This is a genomic window from Streptomyces sp. NPDC107454 (assembly GCF_055582885.1).
Genome location: NZ_JBVJPA010000002.1, coordinates 530,589 through 548,849 on the forward strand (window position 1 = coordinate 530,589; position 18,261 = coordinate 548,849).

Here is an 18,261-nt window from a genome sequence, read left to right on the forward strand (position 1 = left end):
AAGGAGAGCAGCATGGATCGCTATCCGCCCATCGCCGACCACGGGCTCGTCGGGGACCTTCAGACCGCGGCTCTGGTCTCGTCCCAGGGAGTGATCGACTGGTTCGCGGCACCGCGCTTCGACTCACCGAGCATCTTCGCCGCGCTGCTCGACCACGACGGCGGCGGCTACTTCGTCATCGCGCCCGAACACCCCGAGGGCACCTGGAGACAGCTCTACTACCCGGACACCGCCGTCGTGGTGACCCGCTTCATGTCGCCCGACGGAGTCGGCGAGATCGTCGACCACATGCCGGTCCAGCCGGGCCCGACGGCGACCGACCGGCACAGCCTGGTGCGGGTCGTCCGCTCGGTGCGCGGCACCGTGCGCTTCACACTCGAATGCCGGCCGCGGTTCGACTACGCGCGGGCCTCCCACGAACTCGACCTGACGCACGACAGGCCGCTGCAGGAGACGGCGACGTTCCGGGCTCCCGGAACGACCGCCTACCTCCAGGGCAGCATCCCGCTCGAACGGGACGGACAGGACGTCCGTGGGGCCTTCACCCTCAACGCCGGGGAGACGGCGGCCGTGGTGTTCACCGTCTGCGCGCCGGACGGGGCGGCGCCACCGCCCCCCACCGTCGAAGGGATCACCGAAGCTCTCTGGGAGAACGTCGACTTCTGGCAGAAGTGGGTGCGCACCTCGCGCTACCACGGCCGCTGGACGGACATGGTGCACCGCTCCGCGATCACCCTCAAGCTCCTCACCTACGCCCCCACGGGCGCCCCGGTCGCCGCCGCCACCATGGGACTGCCCGAGCAGGTCGGCGGGGAGCGCAACTGGGACTACCGCTACACCTGGGTGCGGGACGGCTCCCTGTCGGTACGGGCCCTGCTCGACCTCGGCTTCGTGGAGGAGGCCACCCGCTTCACCCGCTGGCTGGGCGACCGTCTGGGCGCCCGCGAGGGCCCCGACGACGAACCCCTCCAGATCATGTACCGGGTCGACGGCGACCCCCATCTGACGGAGGAGATCCTGGAGCACTTCGAGGGCTATCGCGGTTCCTACCCGGTCCGGGCCGGCAACGCCGCCTGTGACCAACTGCAGCTCGACATCTACGGCGAGGCCCTCTACGCCCTGGCCGAGGGCCGCCAGGTCGGCGAGCAGGCGGGCTACCACGGCTGGAAGGGGCTCGCCGCCACCCTCGACTGGCTCGCCGACTCCTGGGACCGGCCCGACGAGGGCATCTGGGAGACCCGGGGCGGGCGCAAGGACTTCACCTACAGCCGGGTGATGTGCTGGGCCGCGTTCGACCGCGGGCTGAAGCTGGCGCAGGAGTTCAGCAGGCCGGCCGACACCGTGCGCTGGACCCGGGCCCGGGACGCCATCCTCGAACAGGTCATGGAGCGCGGCTGGAACGACAAGGAGCAGGCCCTCGTCCAGTACTACGGCGGCGACGTCCTGGACGCCTCCCTGCTGCTCGTCCCCCGGGTCGGATTCCTGGCCCCCCGCAGCCCCGGCTGGCTCAACACCCTCGACGCCATGGACCGCGTCCTCGTCTCCGACAGCCTGGTCTACCGCTACGACCCCGGGGCCTCGCCCGACGGACTGCGCGGCTCCGAAGGAACCTTCAGTCTGTGCACCTTCCTGTACGTCGACGCCCTCGCCCGCGCGGGGCGCCTCCCCCAGGCCCGCTATGCCTTCGAGAAGATGCAGACGTACGCGAACCACGTCGGCCTGTTCGCCGAGGAGATCGGTCCCAGCGGGGAGCAACTCGGCAACTTCCCGCAGGCCTTCACCCATCTCTCCCTGATCATGGCCGCGACGACGCTGGACGAGGCGCTCGACGCTCTTCCTCGCTGAACACCGGGATGGGCTGCCCCTGCGGCAGCAGTTCGGTGGTCACGAAGGACACCACGGCGGCGAGCACGATCACCGGTACCGTGTCCGAGTTGCCCACCATCAGCACGACCAGCACCACACAGCTGACCGGCAGCCGGAGCGCGGCGGCGGACGAGGCCGCCATGCCCGCCGCCACGCCCGGCACGACGCCGAGCCCCGGCAGCGGCGCGAGCAGGGCGCCCATCGCGCCGCCCAGGAACAGCGCGGGGAACACCGGACCACCACGCAGGCTGCCCAGGCAGAGCGCGTACGCGACGCCCTTGAACACCAGGACCGCCACCAGACTGCCGACCGACCAGGCGTGCGGGTCGGTGGCGAGCTGACCCAGGATGGACTGGCCCGACAGGGCCACGTCGGACGGCGAACGGCCGGTGAGAACCGCGTAGAGCGCCGCACAGACGGCCGCGCCGAATGCGCAGAGCACCGTGTTGCGCAACGGACGCGCGACCACGAGGCGCGCCGCGATCCGCCCGCCCGCGATGATCCAGTGGATGGCCGCCCCGATGACGACCGCCAGGAGCACCGACCACACCACGTCCCCGGCGTCGAGGACGGACGGCGCGGGCAGTCCGATCTCCAGGCTCCCGGTCTTCAGTCCGGTCCAGTGTCCGAAGCCGGTGAACACGATGGCGCCGATGCCGCCGGCCAGCAGGACGGGGAGCATCACCGCGAACAGCTGCGGCCCGCCCACTCCGGACGCCTCCATCAGCAGCACGGCCGCCACCACCGGGCTTCCGAAGATCACGGAGATGGCCGACGCGGCGCCCGCGGCACCGAGCATCGCCGTGTTCGTCCCGGTCGCGGGAACGCGTACGAGATCCCGGAACAGCAGCGCCAGACCGCCGCCCAGGGCGATCAGGGGCGCCTCGGGTCCGAGCACGGCTCCCAGCGGCAGACTCGCCAGCGCGGCGAGGACCACGCCGGGAACGGCGGCCTTCGACGCGCCTCCGGGCTGCAGGCCCCCCGCCGGGATGTGCCCGCCCCGGCCGGGAAACCGCAGGACGACCAGGGCGACGACCGCACCCGATACCAGAGCGGGCGGCAACGGCCACCACCACGGCGGCTTCGACCACCCGAGATGGTGCGGCCAGTCCACCCAGATCAGGTGTTCCAGCTCGTGCAGCAGGACGAGGAACCAGAACGCGACCAACGACACCGGGATCCCGATCAGGCCGCAGAACAGCAACGTCCGCCGGTACGCGGGCTGCCGCAGCATGTCCCTCAGCTGCTCGGCCTCGCGGGGCTGATCTCCCGGGGCGGACTCCCCCGGTACGGGCTCCGGTTCGGTGATGGGTCTTCTCCTGGGTCCGCTCGCAGCGATGCCGCCGGTCGGAGCGCGAGATTACCCACCACGTCGCCCATGCCACCGCGAGCCACGCGACACCACCCGGAAACCCTCCGGGTGGACGCGTCCACCGATGCCGCACGGCCACCCGGACCCTCGGTGGAGAAGCCGGCTCAGCGGGCGCGCGGGCCCGCCGCACCGGAGTCCGGCCGGCCCGAGGTACGCAGCGTGCCCACCGTCTTCAGCAGTCGGTCGGCCGGATCCCGCAGCCTGGGATGGGCCAGGACCGTGTTGCGCAGGCCCCGCACCGGCCTGCGCCAGAGCCGGTGTGCCGTGGCCATCGGATGGGGGCGGGTCGCGAACCCTTCGCCCACGCGCAGCTCCCGGGTCTTGAGCCAGTCCTTCCACTCCTTGTCGCCACGGCCCAGATCCATGAGCCGCACGCCCTCCCGCCCGGCGGCCTCGGCCATCCGGAGGTGCATGATCAACCCGGGCGAGTAGTAGCGGAGTTCGGGGTCGTACGCGGTGAACCAGGCCGCGAACAGCGTGCGCGAGGTCGGTCCGAAGTGTGCGGCCACCGGCCGGTCACCCGCGTACAGCACGGACAGCACGCCGTTGAAGTGCTCCTCACGGACCCGGAAGAGATGGTCCACCAGGTCCACGATCCAGGGCCGCGCGAACCGGTCCATCCGTCCCGTCCTGCGGTACTGGGCGGACTTCCAGCGCATGAGGGTGCGCAGCACCCGCGGGTCACGCTCGTCGTAGACGAACCGCATCTCGCCCAGGTCGCGTCCCAGGCGGCGTTCCTTCTTCAGCGTCGTCTTGGCCAGTCCCGGGTAGGCGCCGCGCAGCCACTCGGCGTAGGTGCCCTCGCCGACCTTCAGGTCTATCACCGGTGAGGCGAACGTCCCGGTGACATGTCTGCCGAAGGGTTTCTGCTCCTCGACGAGGTGGTCGAACTCGAAGACGGACAGCCCGCAGGCCCGCAGCAGTTCCTGTGTGTCCCAGGTGACCCCGGGGCGGTGCACCAGGGCCTGACAGTCGGAGAGACCGAGACCGATGGCCCGGCCGACGCCCAGGGAGTTGCGCTCGTAAGGGAAGAAGCCGACGGGCTCCCCTCTCTCGTGGAGGACCGCCACGTGCGCCCCGCCTCGGTACCTGTCGATCCCCGCCGCGAACTCCGGGGCCAGGAACGGGTTGGCGTAGTCGGGCGACTCGTCCATCACCCGATGCCAGGCCAGGAGGAGCGAACTGTCCAGCTCCTCCGGTCTGTGGATCGTGATCTCCACCTCAGATCAACCGCCCTTCCGCGGGCTCCGCGAGGGACGTACCGTTCGCAGCGCGGACCCCTAAGGCGTGAGGATCGTTGTTCATCGATCGCACGGCCGATCGCCCCCCATTCCCCCATGACGCGTCTCGAACTGTTCCGCGAGGCTCAAACGTCGCGAATCAGTACGCAAGCTGTCAAGGGTGTCTGTCGTAACGGAAGAGTGGGAATTGGCCCGCCGGACCCGGCCGGGCCGTCCGGCGCTCGCGTCCGACCGCGGATCGGAGGCCGATTCACTCACCGTTCACCCAGCGCAAGAGGCGCTGCCGTCCACTCGTCGATGTCCCGTACGCCGGTCTCCTCCGCCCGGGTGCGAAGCAGCGGGACGCGCTCGCGGTGGGCGGCGAAGGCCTCGCGCTTCCACGGCGCGTCGTTCCGCTGCCCCGGCGCCGACCGGGAAGCGTCAAGCCATGCGGCGCACGCTCCAGTCGAAGCCCCCGCGGCACACGGGTGTGCCCGTCGCATCGGTGATCTCGGCGTGCGTGGCGAATCTGGCCCGGTCGGTCTCGCCCCGCAGCAGCGGGCGCAGGACGCCGAGCGCCTCCTCGGAGAGGCGGCAGCGGGCCACCAGCCGTCCTCGCGCGGGAGCGAGGAACTCCAGGGACGCGGACCTGCCCAGCGGTACGACGCCCTCGAAGTCGGCGGCGTCCGCGCTCGCGGCGAGAATCGCGCCCAGCCCCGCCGCGTCGACGAGGGTGATGAGCCCCGAGGAATGCAGCGAGCCGATGACGTTCGTCAGCGCCCGGGGTGTCTCCAGCGCGATCTCGGCCGCGCCGTCGGCGGCGGAGATCACCTCGATAGCGGCGGTGCGATGGGCCTGGATGGGGTCGAGCAGGGTGCGCGCGAGCGCCGTCATGTCCATCGGCGAAGCCTCGCAGGCTGCCCTTACGGCCGAGTGACTCCGGGGCGACGGACTCAGTCCTCCCGTGGAGTGCAGGCGTTCGACGACCAACGGAGCGAGGCCGAGCGGCAGTTCGTCGGCGAGGAGGAGCCGGGGGCTCGACGCCGGGCACTGGCACTGGCACTGGCCCGGGCCAGTGCCAGTGCCAGCATCTGCTGTTCACCGCCCGACAGCATGCCCGCGCCCGTCCGGAGGCGTTTGTCGAGTTCGGGGAAGAGTTCCAGGGCCTGCCCGGTTCTCACCCGGCCGGAGTCGCCCCGCCGGCACACCGCCGACCGGCCGTCAGTCCGCCGATCGGGCGGTCTGGGTGTCCAGCGCGGCGCAGAGCCAGTCGTGGGTGGCACCTGCGGTCGGTTCCGACGAGCCGGACAGCTCGGCGGTGAGTTCCCAGTAGCGGTCGATACGGGGATCCGCGGCCAGCACCCGGCTGAGTCCCCGGCGGAAGGCGGGAGTGTCCCGCGTGCCGCGTGAGCGGGCGTAGGCGGAGACGAAGCAGTCGAGTGCCTCACCCTCGTGCGGTGGCCGCCCCGCCCGCAGCCACGGCGATGCCAGCGCATACGCCTCGGCGAGACCGTCGTAGAGCACGGCCGGGCGGCCCCCGTCGGGCCCGTGTGCCACGGGCTGGCCGCGACCGCCGCCGGTGCAGGGGGCGGACACGAAGGCGTGCAGCCGGGTGAAGGCCAGCACCTGGGCCGGCGTCGGGCCTTCGGGGAGCTGCGGCACCGCCTGTTCGACGATGGCGGAGACCAGCCGGGCCGGCAGCCGCGCCGGCAGCCAGCGCCGCCAGAAGCGTGCCAGCGCGGCCGTGCTGGGCGGGACGGACACGGCGCCGATCAGCCGCAGCCGCTCGGCGCGTTCCTCGGGGGCACACTCCTGGAGCAGCTGGAGGGCTGCCTCCTGCCAGCGCAGGGCAGCCAGCCGCGAGCCGATCTGCCGCAGCTGCCCCGCGACGACGTCCTCCAGCGTGTCCTCCTGGTCGAGGACCCGGCCTACTGCGGGGACCGGCAGGTCGAGGGTGCGCAGGGAGCGGATCAGGTGGAGCCGGTCGAGTGCCTCGGGGCCGTACCTGCGATGGCCGCCCGCGCTGCGGGCGGCCTCGGGCAGCAGACCGCGGTCCGAGTAGAAGCGGACGGTCTTGACGGTGACGCCCGCGTGCTCGGCGAGCTCTCCGATACTCCATGTGCTTTCAGGGCGCACGTCTTGAACCTCCCTCAGGGGGAGTTCCTACCGTACCGACGAGCGCGGACGGCCGGTACGGACGGCCCTGCGACCACGGCGTAAGAGGAGACATCGATGACGGCATTCATCCTGGTGGCGGGCGCCCACACCGGCAGCTGGATTTGGCAGGCGGTGGCCGCTCGGCTGAGGGAGTCGGGGGCACAGGCGTATCCGGTGACGCTCACCGGCATGGAGGACCACGGCCATGCGGCCGGACCTGACACGGACCTGGAGACGCACATCCACGACCTGCTGCGGGTGATCGACCGGACGGACGCGGCAGAGGTGGTGCTGGTCGGTCACTGCTACGGCATCTACCCGGTGCTCGGCGCCGCCGACCGGCGCCCGGAACGGGTCGCCCGGATCGTCCACCTGGACGCGGGCATGCCCCAGCACGGCGATCAGGCTCTCACCCTGGTGCCCGACCAGGCGGTCCGCGACCGGCTGCTGCACCGGGCCGGGCCGGGCGACGACGACCGGCACATCCCCCCGCCGCCGCTTGAGGAGTGGCAGCGCTGGGGCAGCGTCGCCGGCCTCTCGCCCGCCGTGCTGGCTCGGCTGGCGGCAAACGCCGTTCCGCAGCCGGTGGGCACGCTCACCCAGCCGCTCCGCCTGTCGAAAGCGGTCTCCGAGCTGCCGAGGACCGGCGTGCTGTGCACCGCCAACGGTTCGAGCATCGCCATGGTCGAGGCCCTGGTGGGGATGGGGGATCCCCGCTTCCAGGTGCTCACCGACCCCCGGGTGAGTTTCTTCGAACTGGGCACCGGGCACTGGCCGATGCTCTCCTGCCCCGACGAGGTGGCCGAGACCCTGGTCCGGGCCGCCGCGGGAGAAGGGCACCGGGTGGCCGCGAAGGTGAACGAACAACCGGCGCACCTCCGCCCCTTCCTGATGGATGTACCGGAGCGGCCTCGCGAGCGGGTGGGACGGGTCGATCTCCACCTCCCCGACGACCTCGCTGAAACCGACCGCCCGCGGCCTGCGGTGGTGTTCGTCCACGGTGGGCCGGTCCACCCCGACGTGCGGCCGACTCCGCGGGACTGGCCGGGTCTCGTCGGCTACGGCCGGTACGTGGCGGGTATGGGGGCCGTCGGCGTGACGCTGGACCATCGGCTGCACGATCTCGCCGACTTCGCGCGGGCCGCCGAGGACGTAGCCGATGCGATCGACCTCGTACGGGCCGATCCGCGCGTCGACGGGGATCGCGTGGCGCTGTGGTGCTTCTCCGGTGGCGGGCTGTTGTCGGCGGACTGGCTCGCGGCGCCCCCGCCGTGGTTGCGGTGCGTCGCGGCGAGTTATCCGATACTCGCGCCGATGCCGAGCTGGGCGCTCGTCGACTCCCGGTTCCGTCCGGCGGACGCGGTGCGTACCGCGGGACGGTTGCCGATCGTGTTGACCCGGGTGGAGCTGGAGCACGCGGAGATCGCGGCGACGGTCGAGGAATTCCTGGCCGCCGCCGAGAAGTACGACGCCGATGTCGAGGTGATCGACGTCCCGCTCGGCCACCACGGTTTCGAGACCATCGACCGTACCGACCGGGCGCGCGAGGCGGTGGAGCGCGCGGTGCGATCCGTGCTGGGGCACCTGCGGCGCTGAGACCTCCTTCGTACCTCGTGCACCACTCGCACGTTCGCTCGCGAACCGGCCGACTGAGGCACGACGTCACAACGGGGGGGGCGACCCCGATGTCCTCCTCGGGGTCGCCGAGGCACCCCGGGGGATGCCACCCGGTACCTCTCCTTGCCCCACCCCCGCCCACCACCTACGCTGAGTTTGTGCCGCTAATAAACAAAACCCGATCGCACAGTGTCGTGCGGGGCCCCGACGACCTCACCCGCCTGCGTGGCGCCATCACCGCCTTCTTCGCCCTCGACGGCTTCGTCTTCGCGGGCTGGGTCGTCCGCATCCCGGCCATCAAGGAGCAGACCGGCGCCTCGGTGAGCGCCCTGGGGCTCGCGCTGCTCGGCGTCTCCGCCGGAGCGGTGATCACGATGACGCTCACCGGGCGACTGTGCCGCCGCTTCGGCAGCCATCCGGTGACCGTCGCCTGCGGCATCCTGCTGGCGCTCAGCGTGGCCCTGCCCCCGCTGACGCATTCGGTGGTCGCGCTGGGGCTGGTCCTGCTCGTGTTCGGAGCGGCGTACGGCGGTATCAACGTCGCCATGAACAGCGCCGCCGTCGACCTGGTGGCCGCGCTGCGGCGGCCTGTCATGCCGAGCTTCCACGCGGCGTTCAGCCTGGGCGGCATGGTCGGCGCGGGGCTCGGCGCACTGGTGGCGGGTTCCTTGTCCCCCACCCGGCACCTGCTCGCGCTCACCGTGATCGGCCTGTTGGTGACCGCCCTCGCCGGACGCATCCTGCTGAGCCACGAGCCTCCGGCACCCCCGGAGCACGGACAGTCGCACGAGGAGCGCGCCCCGCGTCGCCTCGACGCACCCACCCGGCGGCTGGTGTTCGTCTTCGGCCTGATCGCCCTGTGCACCGCGTACGGCGAGGGCGCCCTGGCCGACTGGGGAGCCCTCCACCTGGAACAGGACCTGCGGGCCCACCCGGGCGTCGCGGCCGTCGGCTACTCCTGCTTCGCGCTCGCCATGACCATCGGCCGGGCCGGCGGTACGACGCTGCTGGAACGGCTGGGCCGCACACGGACGCTGGTGGGGGGCGGTGCCACGGCCGCCACCGGCATGCTGCTCGGCGCGCTCGCCCCCTCCGTGTGGGCGGCCCTGCTCGGCTTCGCGATCACGGGGCTCGGACTCGCCAACATCTTCCCCGTCGCCGTCGAACGCGCGGGCTCCCTCGCCGGCCCCGGCGGTGTCGCCATCGCCTCGACGCTCGGCTACGGCGGCATGCTCCTGGGCCCGCCCGCGATCGGGTTCATGGCCGGCTGGTTCTCGCTGCCCATCGCCCTCACCAGCGTGGCGGTGCTGGCGGCGCTGGCCGCACTCATCGGATTCGGGACGCGCCGGGCCGCCGTGAGCTGACGGCGTGTCGCCCCCGGGCCCTGGAGGGATGCCCCCCGCGGACCGGGCCGGCGTGCTCCACCTCACAGCGGGCGACGGGGCCGGGCGGGAACAACTCAGGGGGGTCGGCCGTTGATCCGTACGTGGCTGCGGAGGGGACAGTGTCCCCGGGTCTCACCTACAGCCCATGGGGACGATCGTCCGGCTGAAGCCCCATGGAGCATTCCGCCGCGAGGCGACCGCCCTCCGTCGGCCACGACATACGGCCCCGGCTGGTCTCCCCCGTCCAGCCGGGGCTTCTCCTTGCCCGCCGACGCCGGCCGCCGGGGCGGCGGCCCACCGGGCCGTCGGCAGTGATCCCCGCCAGGTGACGCGATCCGCGTCCGCGGTCCCCCGCAGCCCACTCCGTCCGGCACACTCGCCGCATGGAGATTCCGGAGTTCGTGGAGACCCTGGACGAGGAAGGCCGGTCGCTCGCCGCGGCGGCCGAGCAGGCGGGGCCCGACGCCAAGGTGGCGACCTGCCCGGGGTGGCAGGTGCGGGATCTGGTGCGGCACACGGGCATGGTGCACCGGTGGGCGACGGCGTTCGTCGCCGAGGGGTACGCCGCGTACCACCCGGACGGCGGCCTGCCCGAGCTGGACGGCACCGAACTGCTGGCCTGGTTCGGGGACGGCCACCGTCGCCTGGTCGACACGCTCGCGACCGCTCCGCCCGACCTGTCCTGCTGGAGCTTTCTGCCCGCGCCCTCGCCGCTCGCCTTCTGGGCACGGCGGCAGGCGCACGAGACGACCATGCACCGGGTCGACGCGCAGTCGGCGCTCGGCGAGACGCCGGACACGGTGACGCGGGGCTTCGCGGTGGACGGGATCGACGAGTTGCTGCGCGGCTTCCACGGACGTCCGAGGAGCCAGGTGCGTTCCCAAACGCCCCGCGTGCTGCGGGTGCGCGCCACCGACGTGGACGCGGTGTGGACCGTACGGCTGTCGCCCGAGCCGCCGGTCAGCGAGCGGGGCGCGGCGGCGGGCGGGGACGTCGACTGCGAGCTGGCGGGGCCCGCGGCACGGCTCTATCTGGCGCTGTGGAACCGGCTGCCGTTCCCGGACGTGACCGGTGACGCCTCGCTCGCCGCGCTGTGGCGCGAGAAGTCCGGCATCACCTGGGGCTGAGACACCGGGGCCCGAACGGGTCGATCCTGATCGGTCCGCATACGGTGGCGGTCCGCACGTGGCTGCCTCCGACCGCCGGTCCGCACGCGGCTGCCTCCGACCAGCGGTCCGCGTGTGCCTGCCTCCGACCAGCGGTCCGCACGCGGCCGCCTCCGACCGCCGGTCCGCACGCGGCCGCCTCCGACCGCCGGTCCGCACGCGGCCGCCTCCGACCGCCGGTCCGCACGCGGCCGCCTCCGACCAGCGGTCCGCACGTGGCTGCCTCCGACCAGCGGTCCGCGTGTGCCTGCCTCCGACCAGCGGTCCGCACGTGGCTGCCTCCGGCTCGCGGTCCGCGGTGTCAGTCGCCGGTGGCCGTCCCGCCCGCCAGCATCCGCGTCAGCACCGCCCGCTGCGCCGGCAGCACCTCGGTATGGAGCGTTCGCCCCTTCGGAGTGAGGCAGACGCGCACCCCCCGCCGGTCCTCCTGGCACATGCCGCGCGTCACGAGACCGTCCTTCTCCAGGCGGGCGATCAGCCTGGAGAGGGCGCTCTGGCTCAGATGGACGCGGTCGGAGATCTCCTGGACGCGGTAGGAGCAGTCACCGTCGGACGCGGCACCCCCGGCCAGCACGTCCAGCACCTCGAAGTCGCTCGCACCCAGGCCGTGTCGGTGCAGCTCGCGGTCGAGCTCGCACAGGGTGCGCGCATGCACCGCGAGGATGTCACGCCACTGGTCCACGAGCACCTGCTCGGCCTTCTTCGCCGCCATGGGCGCACCGTAGCAAAGAATCGAGTTTGTTGCATCGGAATTAAATGCACTTGCATTCGATGCATGCGCATGCACTGTCTCCCGCATGACCTCTCCGCTCACCACCCCCACCACCGAGGGACGCTGGACCCCGCGGCTGTGGGGCACCCTGCTGGTGCTCTGCGCCGCGATGTTCCTGGACGCGCTGGACGTGTCGATGGTCGGCGTCGCCCTGCCGTCCATCGGCTCCGAACTCGACCTCTCCACCTCGACGCTGCAATGGATCGTCAGCGGCTACATCCTGGGATACGGCGGACTGCTCCTCCTCGGCGGCCGCACCGCCGACCTGCTGGGCCGCCGCGAGGTCTTCCTGGTGGCCCTGGGTGTCTTCGCGCTCGCCTCGCTGCTCGGCGGGCTCGTCGACTCGGGCCCGCTGCTGATCGCCAGCCGCTTCATCAAGGGCCTGAGCGCGGCGTTCACCGCCCCGGCGGGCCTGTCGATCATCACCACGACCTTCGCCGAGGGCCCCCTGCGCAATCGCGCCCTGTCGATCTACACGACCTGCGCGGCCACCGGCTTCTCGATGGGCCTCGTCCTGTCCGGCCTGCTCACCGAGGCCAGTTGGCGCCTCACGATGCTGCTGCCCGCCCCCATCGCGCTGCTCGCCCTGCTCGTCGGTCTGAAGCTGCTGCCGCGCAGCGAACGCGAGAAGGACCACAACGGCTACGACATCCCCGGCGCCGTCCTCGGCACGGCCTCGATGCTGCTGCTGGTGTTCACCGTCGTCCAGGCCCCCGAGGTCGGCTGGGCCTCGACCCGTACCCTCCTGTCCTTCCTCGCCGTGGCCGTCCTGCTCACCGTCTTCGTCCGTGTCGAGCGGCGCTCGGCAGGGCCGCTGATCCGGCTCGGCGTGCTCCGCTCCGGCAGTCAGATCCGCGCCCAGCTCGGCGCGATGGCGTTCTTCGGCTCGTACGTCGGATTCCAGTTCCTGGTGACGCTGTACATGCAGTCGCTGCTCGGCTGGTCGGCCCTGCACACCGCGCTCGCCTTCCTGCCCGCCGGGGCGCTGGTCGCGCTCTCCTCCACGAAGGTCGGCGCCGTCGTCGACCGCTTCGGGACCCCGCGGCTCATCGCGGTGGGCTTCGTGCTGATGGTCGTCGGCTACGCGCTGTTCCTGCGCATCAGCCTCGACCCGGGGTACGCCGCAGTGATCCTGCCCACCATGCTGCTGATCGGCGCGGCCTGCGCGCTGATCTTCCCCTCGCTCAACATCCAGGCCACCAACGGTGTCGACGACCACGAGCAGGGCATGGTCTCGGGTCTGCTCAACACCTCCGTCCAGGTGGGCGGCGCCCTCTTCCTGGCCGTGGTGACGGCCGTCGTGACCGCGAACTCCTCGGCGGGTGACTCGCCGCAGGCCGTCCTCGACAGCTACCGGCCCGGTCTGATCGTGGTGACGGGGATCGCCGTGGCGGGGCTGCTGATCACACTGCCGGGGCTGCGGACCCGGCGCCCGCGGCAGACCGTCGTGGTCGCACGGTCCATGGGGAACGACTCCGTACGGGAGGAGTCGCAGGGGCGGGTGGCGATCGGCGACTGACCCGGTTCGCCGGTGACCTCAACTCACGTCGTCGACGCGGCACTTCGAACCCGCGCTTCGATCCGACGCGCCCGGCCGGCAACCCCTTGCCCGCCGGGCGCGCTGTCGTGACAGACTCGGACCATGGGGAGACGCGGGCAGGAGCAGCGGGACGCGATGACGATCGAGATCGGGTACGCGCTCCTCAGCGCGACCTTCGCGGCGGGCCTGGCGCTGGGCGCCGTTTCAGGCCCCGCGCTGCTCTTCGATCTCCCGCTCACCATCGAGAAGGGCCTGATCACCTCGGGGGTACTGCTGGCGACCGCGCTCTTCGCGGTACGCGTGGTCACGGTACTTGTCCGCTTCGGCCGCGCGGCCGGCACTCACCCGAGCCACCCCGGCCGCACCAACCCCGACTCATAGGCCAGCACGACCAGTTGGGCCCGGTCACGGGCGCCGAGCTTCACCATGGTGCGACTGACATGGGTCTTGGCCGTGAGCGGGCTGACGACCAGACGCCGCGCGATCTCGTCGTTGGACAGTCCGATACCGACCAGGGCCATGACCTCCCGCTCCCGCTCGGTGAGCCGGACGAGCGACTCCGCGGCCGCGGGCTCCTTGGAGCGGGCCGCGAACTCCGCGATCAGACGGCGCGTCACGCCCGGTGACAGCAGCGCGTCGCCACCGACCACCGCCCGTACCGCGCGGAGGAGTTCGTCCGGTTCGGTGTCCTTGACGAGGAAGCCGGACGCGCCGGAACGGATCGCCTCGAAGACGTACTCGTCGAGCTCGAAGGTGGTGAGCATGACCACCTTCACGTCCTTCAGGTCCGGGTCGTCGGTGAGACGGCGGGTCGCGGCGAGGCCGTCGAGCAGCGGCATGCGGATGTCCATCAGGACGACGTCGGGGCGCAGTTCGCGCACCTTGCGCACCGCCTCCTCGCCGTCGGCCGCCTCACCGGCCACCTCCAGGTCCGCCTGTGCGTCGAGCAGCGCCTTGAAGCCCGCCCTGACCAGTGACTGGTCGTCGGCGAGCAGGACGCGGATCACCGGTCGCTCCGCGCCGTCCACCGACCCTCCCCGGCTACCCACCGGCTCTCCCGCACCATCCGCCGGCTCCCCTGCGCCATCTGCCGGCTCTCCTTCACCGTTCACCGGTCCTCCTTGACCTTCAGCGGGAGCACGGCCAGCACCCGGAAGCCTCCGTCGTCGCGCGGGCCCGCCTCGATCGTGCCACCGAGGGCGACGGCCCGCTCCCGCATACCGGCCAGCCCGTTGCCGCTGCCGCCCGCGTCGGTGCCGGTCGCGGGCCCGTCGTCGTCGATCCGCAGCCGCAGCGTGCCCTGTGCGGCTTCGAGCCGCACGCGCGCGTGCCGCGACCCCGAGTGCCGTACGACATTGGTGAGGGCCTCCTGGACGATACGGAACGCGGCGAGGTCGGTACCCGGCGGAAGCTTCGGAACGCCGCCGGGTTGCTCGATCCCGACCGTCAGACCCGCGCTCGCCGCCTGTTCGACGAGTTCGGGGAGCCGGTCGAGCCCGGGCGCCGGCGCGCGCGGCGCCTCCCCCGGCGTACGGAGTGTGTCGAGCACCTGGCGGACCTCTCCGAGCGCCTCCTTGCTGGCCTCCTTGATGGTGGTGAGAGCTGTGCGCGCCTGTTCCGGGTCGGAGTCGAGAAGCGCCAGGCCGACGCCCGCCTGGACGTTGATCACGGAGATGCTGTGGGCGAGGACGTCGTGCAGTTCACGGGCGATCCGCAGCCGCTCCTCGTCGGCGCGCCGGGCGGCGGCCCGCGCGCGTTCGGCGCGGTCGCGGGCCCACTGCTCACGGCGTATCCGGGCCAGCTCCGACACGACCATGATCACCACGCCCCAGGTGACGATGCCGAGTTCCTGGTTCCAGGAGGCGGCCCGGTCCCCCGTGGGCGGCAACCAACGGTAGAGCCAGTGCCCCACCAGCAGATGACTGGCCCACAGCATGCCGACGGCCGTCCAGGCGGCCCAGCGGTGCCCCGCGACGACCGCGCCGAAGCAGCCGACGGCCACGGTGACGAAGACGGGCCCGTACGGATATCCGGCGGCCAGATAGACCAGCGCCGCCGCGGAGGTGCCGAAGGCGACGAGCACCGGGTACCGCTGCCGCCACAGCAGCAGGCCGGTGCCGAGGATCAGCAGCGCCCTCGCGAAGAGGTCCAGGGGGGCGCGTCCGCCGTCCTGGGCGTGCGCCGCGAACTGGGAGCCGACCAGCACGAAGACGGTCAGCAGCAGGGTGGAACGCCACGGCCACCGGTCACCGCGGCCGCCTCGCCCGCCACCATGGTCCTCGCCACTCCATCGGTGCCACCCCGGTGGCCCGTGCCGCCACCACGGCGGCACCCCGCCCCACGCCGGGGACCTGGGGGTTCGCTGCTCTTCCATGACGGTCACGCTAGACGGCACGGGCCGCCGGGAGCGTCAGCCGGGCGAGGTGATCACGCGTACTCCCCACGGAGTACCACCCGGTCGGCATCAGGGACCGCCCGTGGCGTTCCCCTTGCCCGAGGACCCGGTCGGCTCGGGGTACACCAGGCCCACGCCGTGGGCGAGTTGGTCCACCGCGTGCCGGAAGAACGGCTCGCGGTCCTCCACGAGCCGGTTGAACTGCCCGAAGAGCTCGAACCCGATCAGCCCGTAGAGCTGGGCCCAGGCGGCGACGAGCCCCGCCACCGCCTCGGGCGGCAGGTCGGGCGCGAGGTCGGCGGCCATCCGCTGCGCCTCGGCCTTCAGCTCGGGCGACAGCGGGGTGCGGGCCACCCCCTTGCCCCGATACGCGTCACGCACGATGCCGACCAGTAGCAGCCCCACGCGGGAGGCGGCCGGGATGGTCGTGTCCGGTGCGGTGTAGCCGGGCACGGGCGAACCGTAGATGAGCGCGTACTCGTGCGGCTGCGCCAAGGCCCAACGGCGCGCCGCCACGCACACCGCGATCCAGCGTTCGCGCGGCCCTGCGCCCGCGACCTGCGCGTGCGCCGCCTCCGCACTCTCGCCGAGCGAGTCGTAGGCGTCGATGATGAGCGCGGTCAGCAGGTCGTCACGGCTGGGGAAGTAGCGGTAGAGCGCGGAGGAGACCATGCCGAGCTCCCGGGCGACGGCTCTGAGCGAGAGCTTGGCGGCGCCCTCCGCGGCGAGCTGTCTGCGCGCCTCTTCCTTGATGGCCGCGGTGACCTCGATCCTGGCTCGGGCGCGTGCTCCGCGTGCGGTGCTCATGCGGGAAAGTGTGCCACGTTTTCAGAGCAGTGCACACAAACGAGAGCGGTGCACATAAACGAGAGCACCGCTCTTGATTTGGATCACCGATCTCATGCAGACTGCTCACAAGCGAGAGCAGTGCTCACAAAAGCGAGCAGCGCTCCCACTCAGAGAGCAGCGCTCTCGCAACCGATGGGGGTCATCATGTCCACGCACGTCCAGAAGCCCGGCTGGTTCACCGTCAACGTCTTCAACCGCTGCGTGGCGTTCATGACCCGCCGCGGTCTCAGCATCTGGGGCTCCCGGGTCCTGGCCGTCCGTGGCCGCAAGAGCGGAGCGTGGCGCACGACCCCGGTCAATCTGCTCACCGTGGACGGACAGCAGTACTTGGTCGCCCCCCGCGGCCACGTCCAGTGGACGCACAACATGCGGGCCGCGGGCGGCGGCGAGCTGCGCCTCGGCAAGAGGGTGGACACGTTCACCGCGACCGAGGTCGGTGACGACGACAAGGTTCCGCTGCTGCGTGCCTACCTCAAGCGCTGGAAGGCGGAGGTCGGTGTCTTCTTCGGTGGCGTCGGTCCCGACTCGTCCCCCGAGGAGCTGCGGCGCATCGCCCCCGACCACCCGGTCTTCCGGATCACGGTCACGAGCTGACCGGCCGGAAGCCGACCGCCACCCCCGTCAGCCGCCGGCCACTCCACGGGCAGGCTCCGCGGCCAACGGTCACTCCGTGGTCGGAGCGCTGTCGACGGCCGTCGGCGCGGCGACGGCCGGTCGCCGGTCGAGCGCGGACAGGGCGCGCCCTGCCATCGGGTGGGAACGCACCATCTCGCCCAGCGTGGTCGAACCGCGGGTGATCCCGGCGAACGCCTTCCAGGCGGGCCGGAAACTGGTGATCGCCGCGTGGAGCATGCCCGGCCGACGCTCGAAGGCCGCGAGCATGCTCTTGCCGACGGCCATCTCCACGCCGAGCCCCGCCTTGATGGCGAAGGCGTAGTTGAGCGCCTGGCGCCGGGTGTCCACCGCGTCGTGCGCCTCGGCGATCCGTACCGACCACTCCCCCGCGAGCCGTCCGGAGCGCAGCGCGAAGGAGATGCCCTCGCGGGTCCAGGGTTCGAGCAGCCCCGCCGCGTCGCCGCAGACCAGCACCCGCCCGCGCGACAGCGGAGAGTCGTCGGCGCGGCAGCGCGTCAGGTGTCCGGAGGAGACGCTCGGCTCGAAGCCGGCGAGCCCGAGCCGGGCGATGAAGTCCTCCAAGTACCGCTTGGTGGCGGCGCCTTCGCCGCGCGCGGAGATCACGCCGACGGTGAGCGTGTCCCCCTTGGGGAACACCCAGCCGTAACTGCCCGGCATGGGACCCCAGTCGATCAGGACCCGTCCCTGCCAGTCCTCGGCGACGGTCTCCGGCACCGGGATCTCCGCCTCCAGGCCGAGGTCGACCTGGTCGAGCTTCACCCCGACGTGCGCCCCTATACGGCTGGCGCTGCCGTCCGCGCCGACGACCGCCCGCGCCAGCACGGCCTCGCCGCCCTGGAGGACGACGGCGACGGTGCGCCGGTCGGGCACGGCGGACCCGTGCTGTTCGACCCGCGAGACCGTCACTCCCGTGCGCAGCTCGGCGCCCGCCTTCTGGGCGTGCTCGACGAGCTGCTGGTCGAACTCGGGCCGGTTGATGAGCCCGAACAGCATCTGCTTGGAGCGCCGGGTGCGGGTGAACTTGCCGTCGAGCGAGAACGTGACCGCGTGCACCCGGTCCTGGAGCGGTAGCTCGAAGCCGGGTGGCAGGGCGTCGCGCGAGGGGCCGATGATGCCGCCGCCACACGTCTTGTAGCGGGGCAGTTCCGCCTTCTCCAGCAGCAGGACGCTGCGTCCCGCGACCGCTGCCGCATAGGCGGCCGAGGCGCCCGCGGGCCCCGCGCCGACCACGACGACGTCCCACACCCGCTGTTCGTCGTCCGCCGAAGAGTTCTCGCTGCTCACGA

At 72.1% G+C, this 18,261-nt stretch carries 17 protein-coding genes; 7 read left to right on the top strand and 10 right to left on the bottom strand.

Going from position 1 to position 18,261, the window contains the following annotated elements; genetic code table 11:
- The first annotated feature begins 12 nt into the window (after positions 1-12).
- On the top strand, positions 13-1,845 hold the full coding sequence (locus ACZ69M_RS06535; protein ID WP_470047187.1) for a glycoside hydrolase family 15 protein: 1,833 nt from the start codon (positions 13-15) through the stop codon (positions 1,843-1,845).
- Here ACZ69M_RS06535 and ACZ69M_RS06540 read toward each other — a convergent pair.
- The 5 genes from ACZ69M_RS06540 to ACZ69M_RS06560 all read right to left on the bottom strand — a co-directional run bounded on the left by ACZ69M_RS06540 (position 1,796) and on the right by ACZ69M_RS06560 (position 6,594).
- Positions 1,796-3,100: a chloride channel protein gene (locus ACZ69M_RS06540; RefSeq protein ID WP_470047189.1), complete on the bottom strand. Its 1,305-nt coding sequence runs from the start codon at positions 3,098-3,100 to the stop codon at positions 1,796-1,798. The two genes, ACZ69M_RS06535 and ACZ69M_RS06540, sit on opposite strands and share 50 nt — an antisense overlap.
- A gap of 242 nt (positions 3,101-3,342) precedes the next feature.
- Positions 3,343-4,458, bottom strand: a complete 1,116-nt coding sequence (locus tag ACZ69M_RS06545) for a GNAT family N-acetyltransferase (RefSeq protein ID WP_470047191.1) — start codon at positions 4,456-4,458, stop codon at positions 3,343-3,345.
- Positions 4,459-4,899: 441 nt separating this feature from the next.
- Positions 4,900-5,358, bottom strand: a complete 459-nt coding sequence (locus tag ACZ69M_RS06550; RefSeq protein ID WP_470047193.1) for a DUF4442 domain-containing protein — start codon at positions 5,356-5,358, stop codon at positions 4,900-4,902.
- A 53-nt stretch (positions 5,359-5,411) separates the two neighbouring features.
- Positions 5,412-5,639, bottom strand: coding sequence for a hypothetical protein (locus ACZ69M_RS06555; protein WP_470047195.1), 228 nt, complete (start codon positions 5,637-5,639; stop codon positions 5,412-5,414).
- A 40-nt stretch (positions 5,640-5,679) separates the two neighbouring features.
- The gene (locus ACZ69M_RS06560) at positions 5,680-6,594 is read right to left on the bottom strand and encodes a helix-turn-helix domain-containing protein (protein WP_470047196.1); all 915 of its coding nucleotides are present in this window, start codon (positions 6,592-6,594) and stop codon (positions 5,680-5,682) included.
- A 96-nt stretch (positions 6,595-6,690) separates the two neighbouring features.
- Here ACZ69M_RS06560 and ACZ69M_RS06565 point away from each other — a divergent pair, with 96 nt between their 5' ends.
- From ACZ69M_RS06565 to ACZ69M_RS06575, 3 genes are all read left to right on the top strand, one after another.
- Complete coding sequence (locus ACZ69M_RS06565; RefSeq protein ID WP_470047198.1) at positions 6,691-8,211, top strand: alpha/beta hydrolase; 1,521 nt, start codon at positions 6,691-6,693, stop codon at positions 8,209-8,211.
- 215 nt (positions 8,212-8,426) lie between these two features.
- Positions 8,427-9,596, top strand: coding sequence for an MFS transporter (locus ACZ69M_RS06570; protein ID WP_470047200.1), 1,170 nt, complete (start codon positions 8,427-8,429; stop codon positions 9,594-9,596).
- Positions 9,597-10,000: 404 nt separating this feature from the next.
- Positions 10,001-10,744, top strand: coding sequence for a maleylpyruvate isomerase family mycothiol-dependent enzyme (locus tag ACZ69M_RS06575; protein ID WP_470047202.1), 744 nt, complete (start codon positions 10,001-10,003; stop codon positions 10,742-10,744).
- 340 nt (positions 10,745-11,084) lie between these two features.
- Here the strand turns inward: ACZ69M_RS06575 and ACZ69M_RS06580 are convergent, their stop codons facing one another.
- Entirely contained in the window at positions 11,085-11,495 is a 411-nt protein-coding gene (locus ACZ69M_RS06580; RefSeq protein WP_470047203.1) for a MarR family winged helix-turn-helix transcriptional regulator, read from the bottom strand.
- Between the two features lie 85 nt (positions 11,496-11,580).
- Between ACZ69M_RS06580 and ACZ69M_RS06585 the strand changes: the two genes are divergently transcribed.
- Together ACZ69M_RS06585 and ACZ69M_RS06590 are read left to right on the top strand one after the other, a co-directional pair.
- Positions 11,581-13,074 carry an MFS transporter gene (locus ACZ69M_RS06585; protein ID WP_470047205.1) on the top strand — a complete coding sequence of 498 codons (1,494 nt, stop codon included), beginning with the start codon at positions 11,581-11,583 and terminating at the stop codon, positions 13,072-13,074.
- A 123-nt stretch (positions 13,075-13,197) separates the two neighbouring features.
- Entirely contained in the window at positions 13,198-13,476 is a 279-nt protein-coding gene (locus ACZ69M_RS06590; RefSeq protein WP_470047206.1) for a DUF6332 family protein, read from the top strand.
- On the opposite strand, the gene ACZ69M_RS06595 is transcribed toward ACZ69M_RS06590, so the two are convergent.
- From ACZ69M_RS06595 to ACZ69M_RS06605, 3 genes are all read right to left on the bottom strand, one after another.
- A complete protein-coding gene (locus ACZ69M_RS06595; RefSeq protein ID WP_054228788.1) occupies positions 13,437-14,102 on the bottom strand; it encodes a response regulator transcription factor in 666 nt (221 codons plus the stop codon). The genes ACZ69M_RS06590 and ACZ69M_RS06595 overlap by 40 nt on opposite strands.
- A gap of 101 nt (positions 14,103-14,203) precedes the next feature.
- Entirely contained in the window at positions 14,204-15,469 is a 1,266-nt protein-coding gene (locus tag ACZ69M_RS06600; protein ID WP_470047208.1) for a sensor histidine kinase, read from the bottom strand.
- Between the two features lie 90 nt (positions 15,470-15,559).
- Positions 15,560-16,297, bottom strand: a complete 738-nt coding sequence (locus ACZ69M_RS06605) for a TetR/AcrR family transcriptional regulator (protein WP_470047210.1) — start codon at positions 16,295-16,297, stop codon at positions 15,560-15,562.
- 186 nt (positions 16,298-16,483) lie between these two features.
- Here ACZ69M_RS06605 and ACZ69M_RS06610 point away from each other — a divergent pair, with 186 nt between their 5' ends.
- Positions 16,484-16,933 carry a nitroreductase family deazaflavin-dependent oxidoreductase gene (locus ACZ69M_RS06610; protein ID WP_079089222.1) on the top strand — a complete coding sequence of 150 codons (450 nt, stop codon included), beginning with the start codon at positions 16,484-16,486 and terminating at the stop codon, positions 16,931-16,933.
- A 69-nt stretch (positions 16,934-17,002) separates the two neighbouring features.
- On the opposite strand, the gene ACZ69M_RS06615 is transcribed toward ACZ69M_RS06610, so the two are convergent.
- Complete coding sequence (locus tag ACZ69M_RS06615) at positions 17,003-18,259, bottom strand: geranylgeranyl reductase family protein (RefSeq protein WP_470047212.1); 1,257 nt, start codon at positions 18,257-18,259, stop codon at positions 17,003-17,005.
- Between the last annotated feature and the right edge of the window lie 2 nt (positions 18,260-18,261).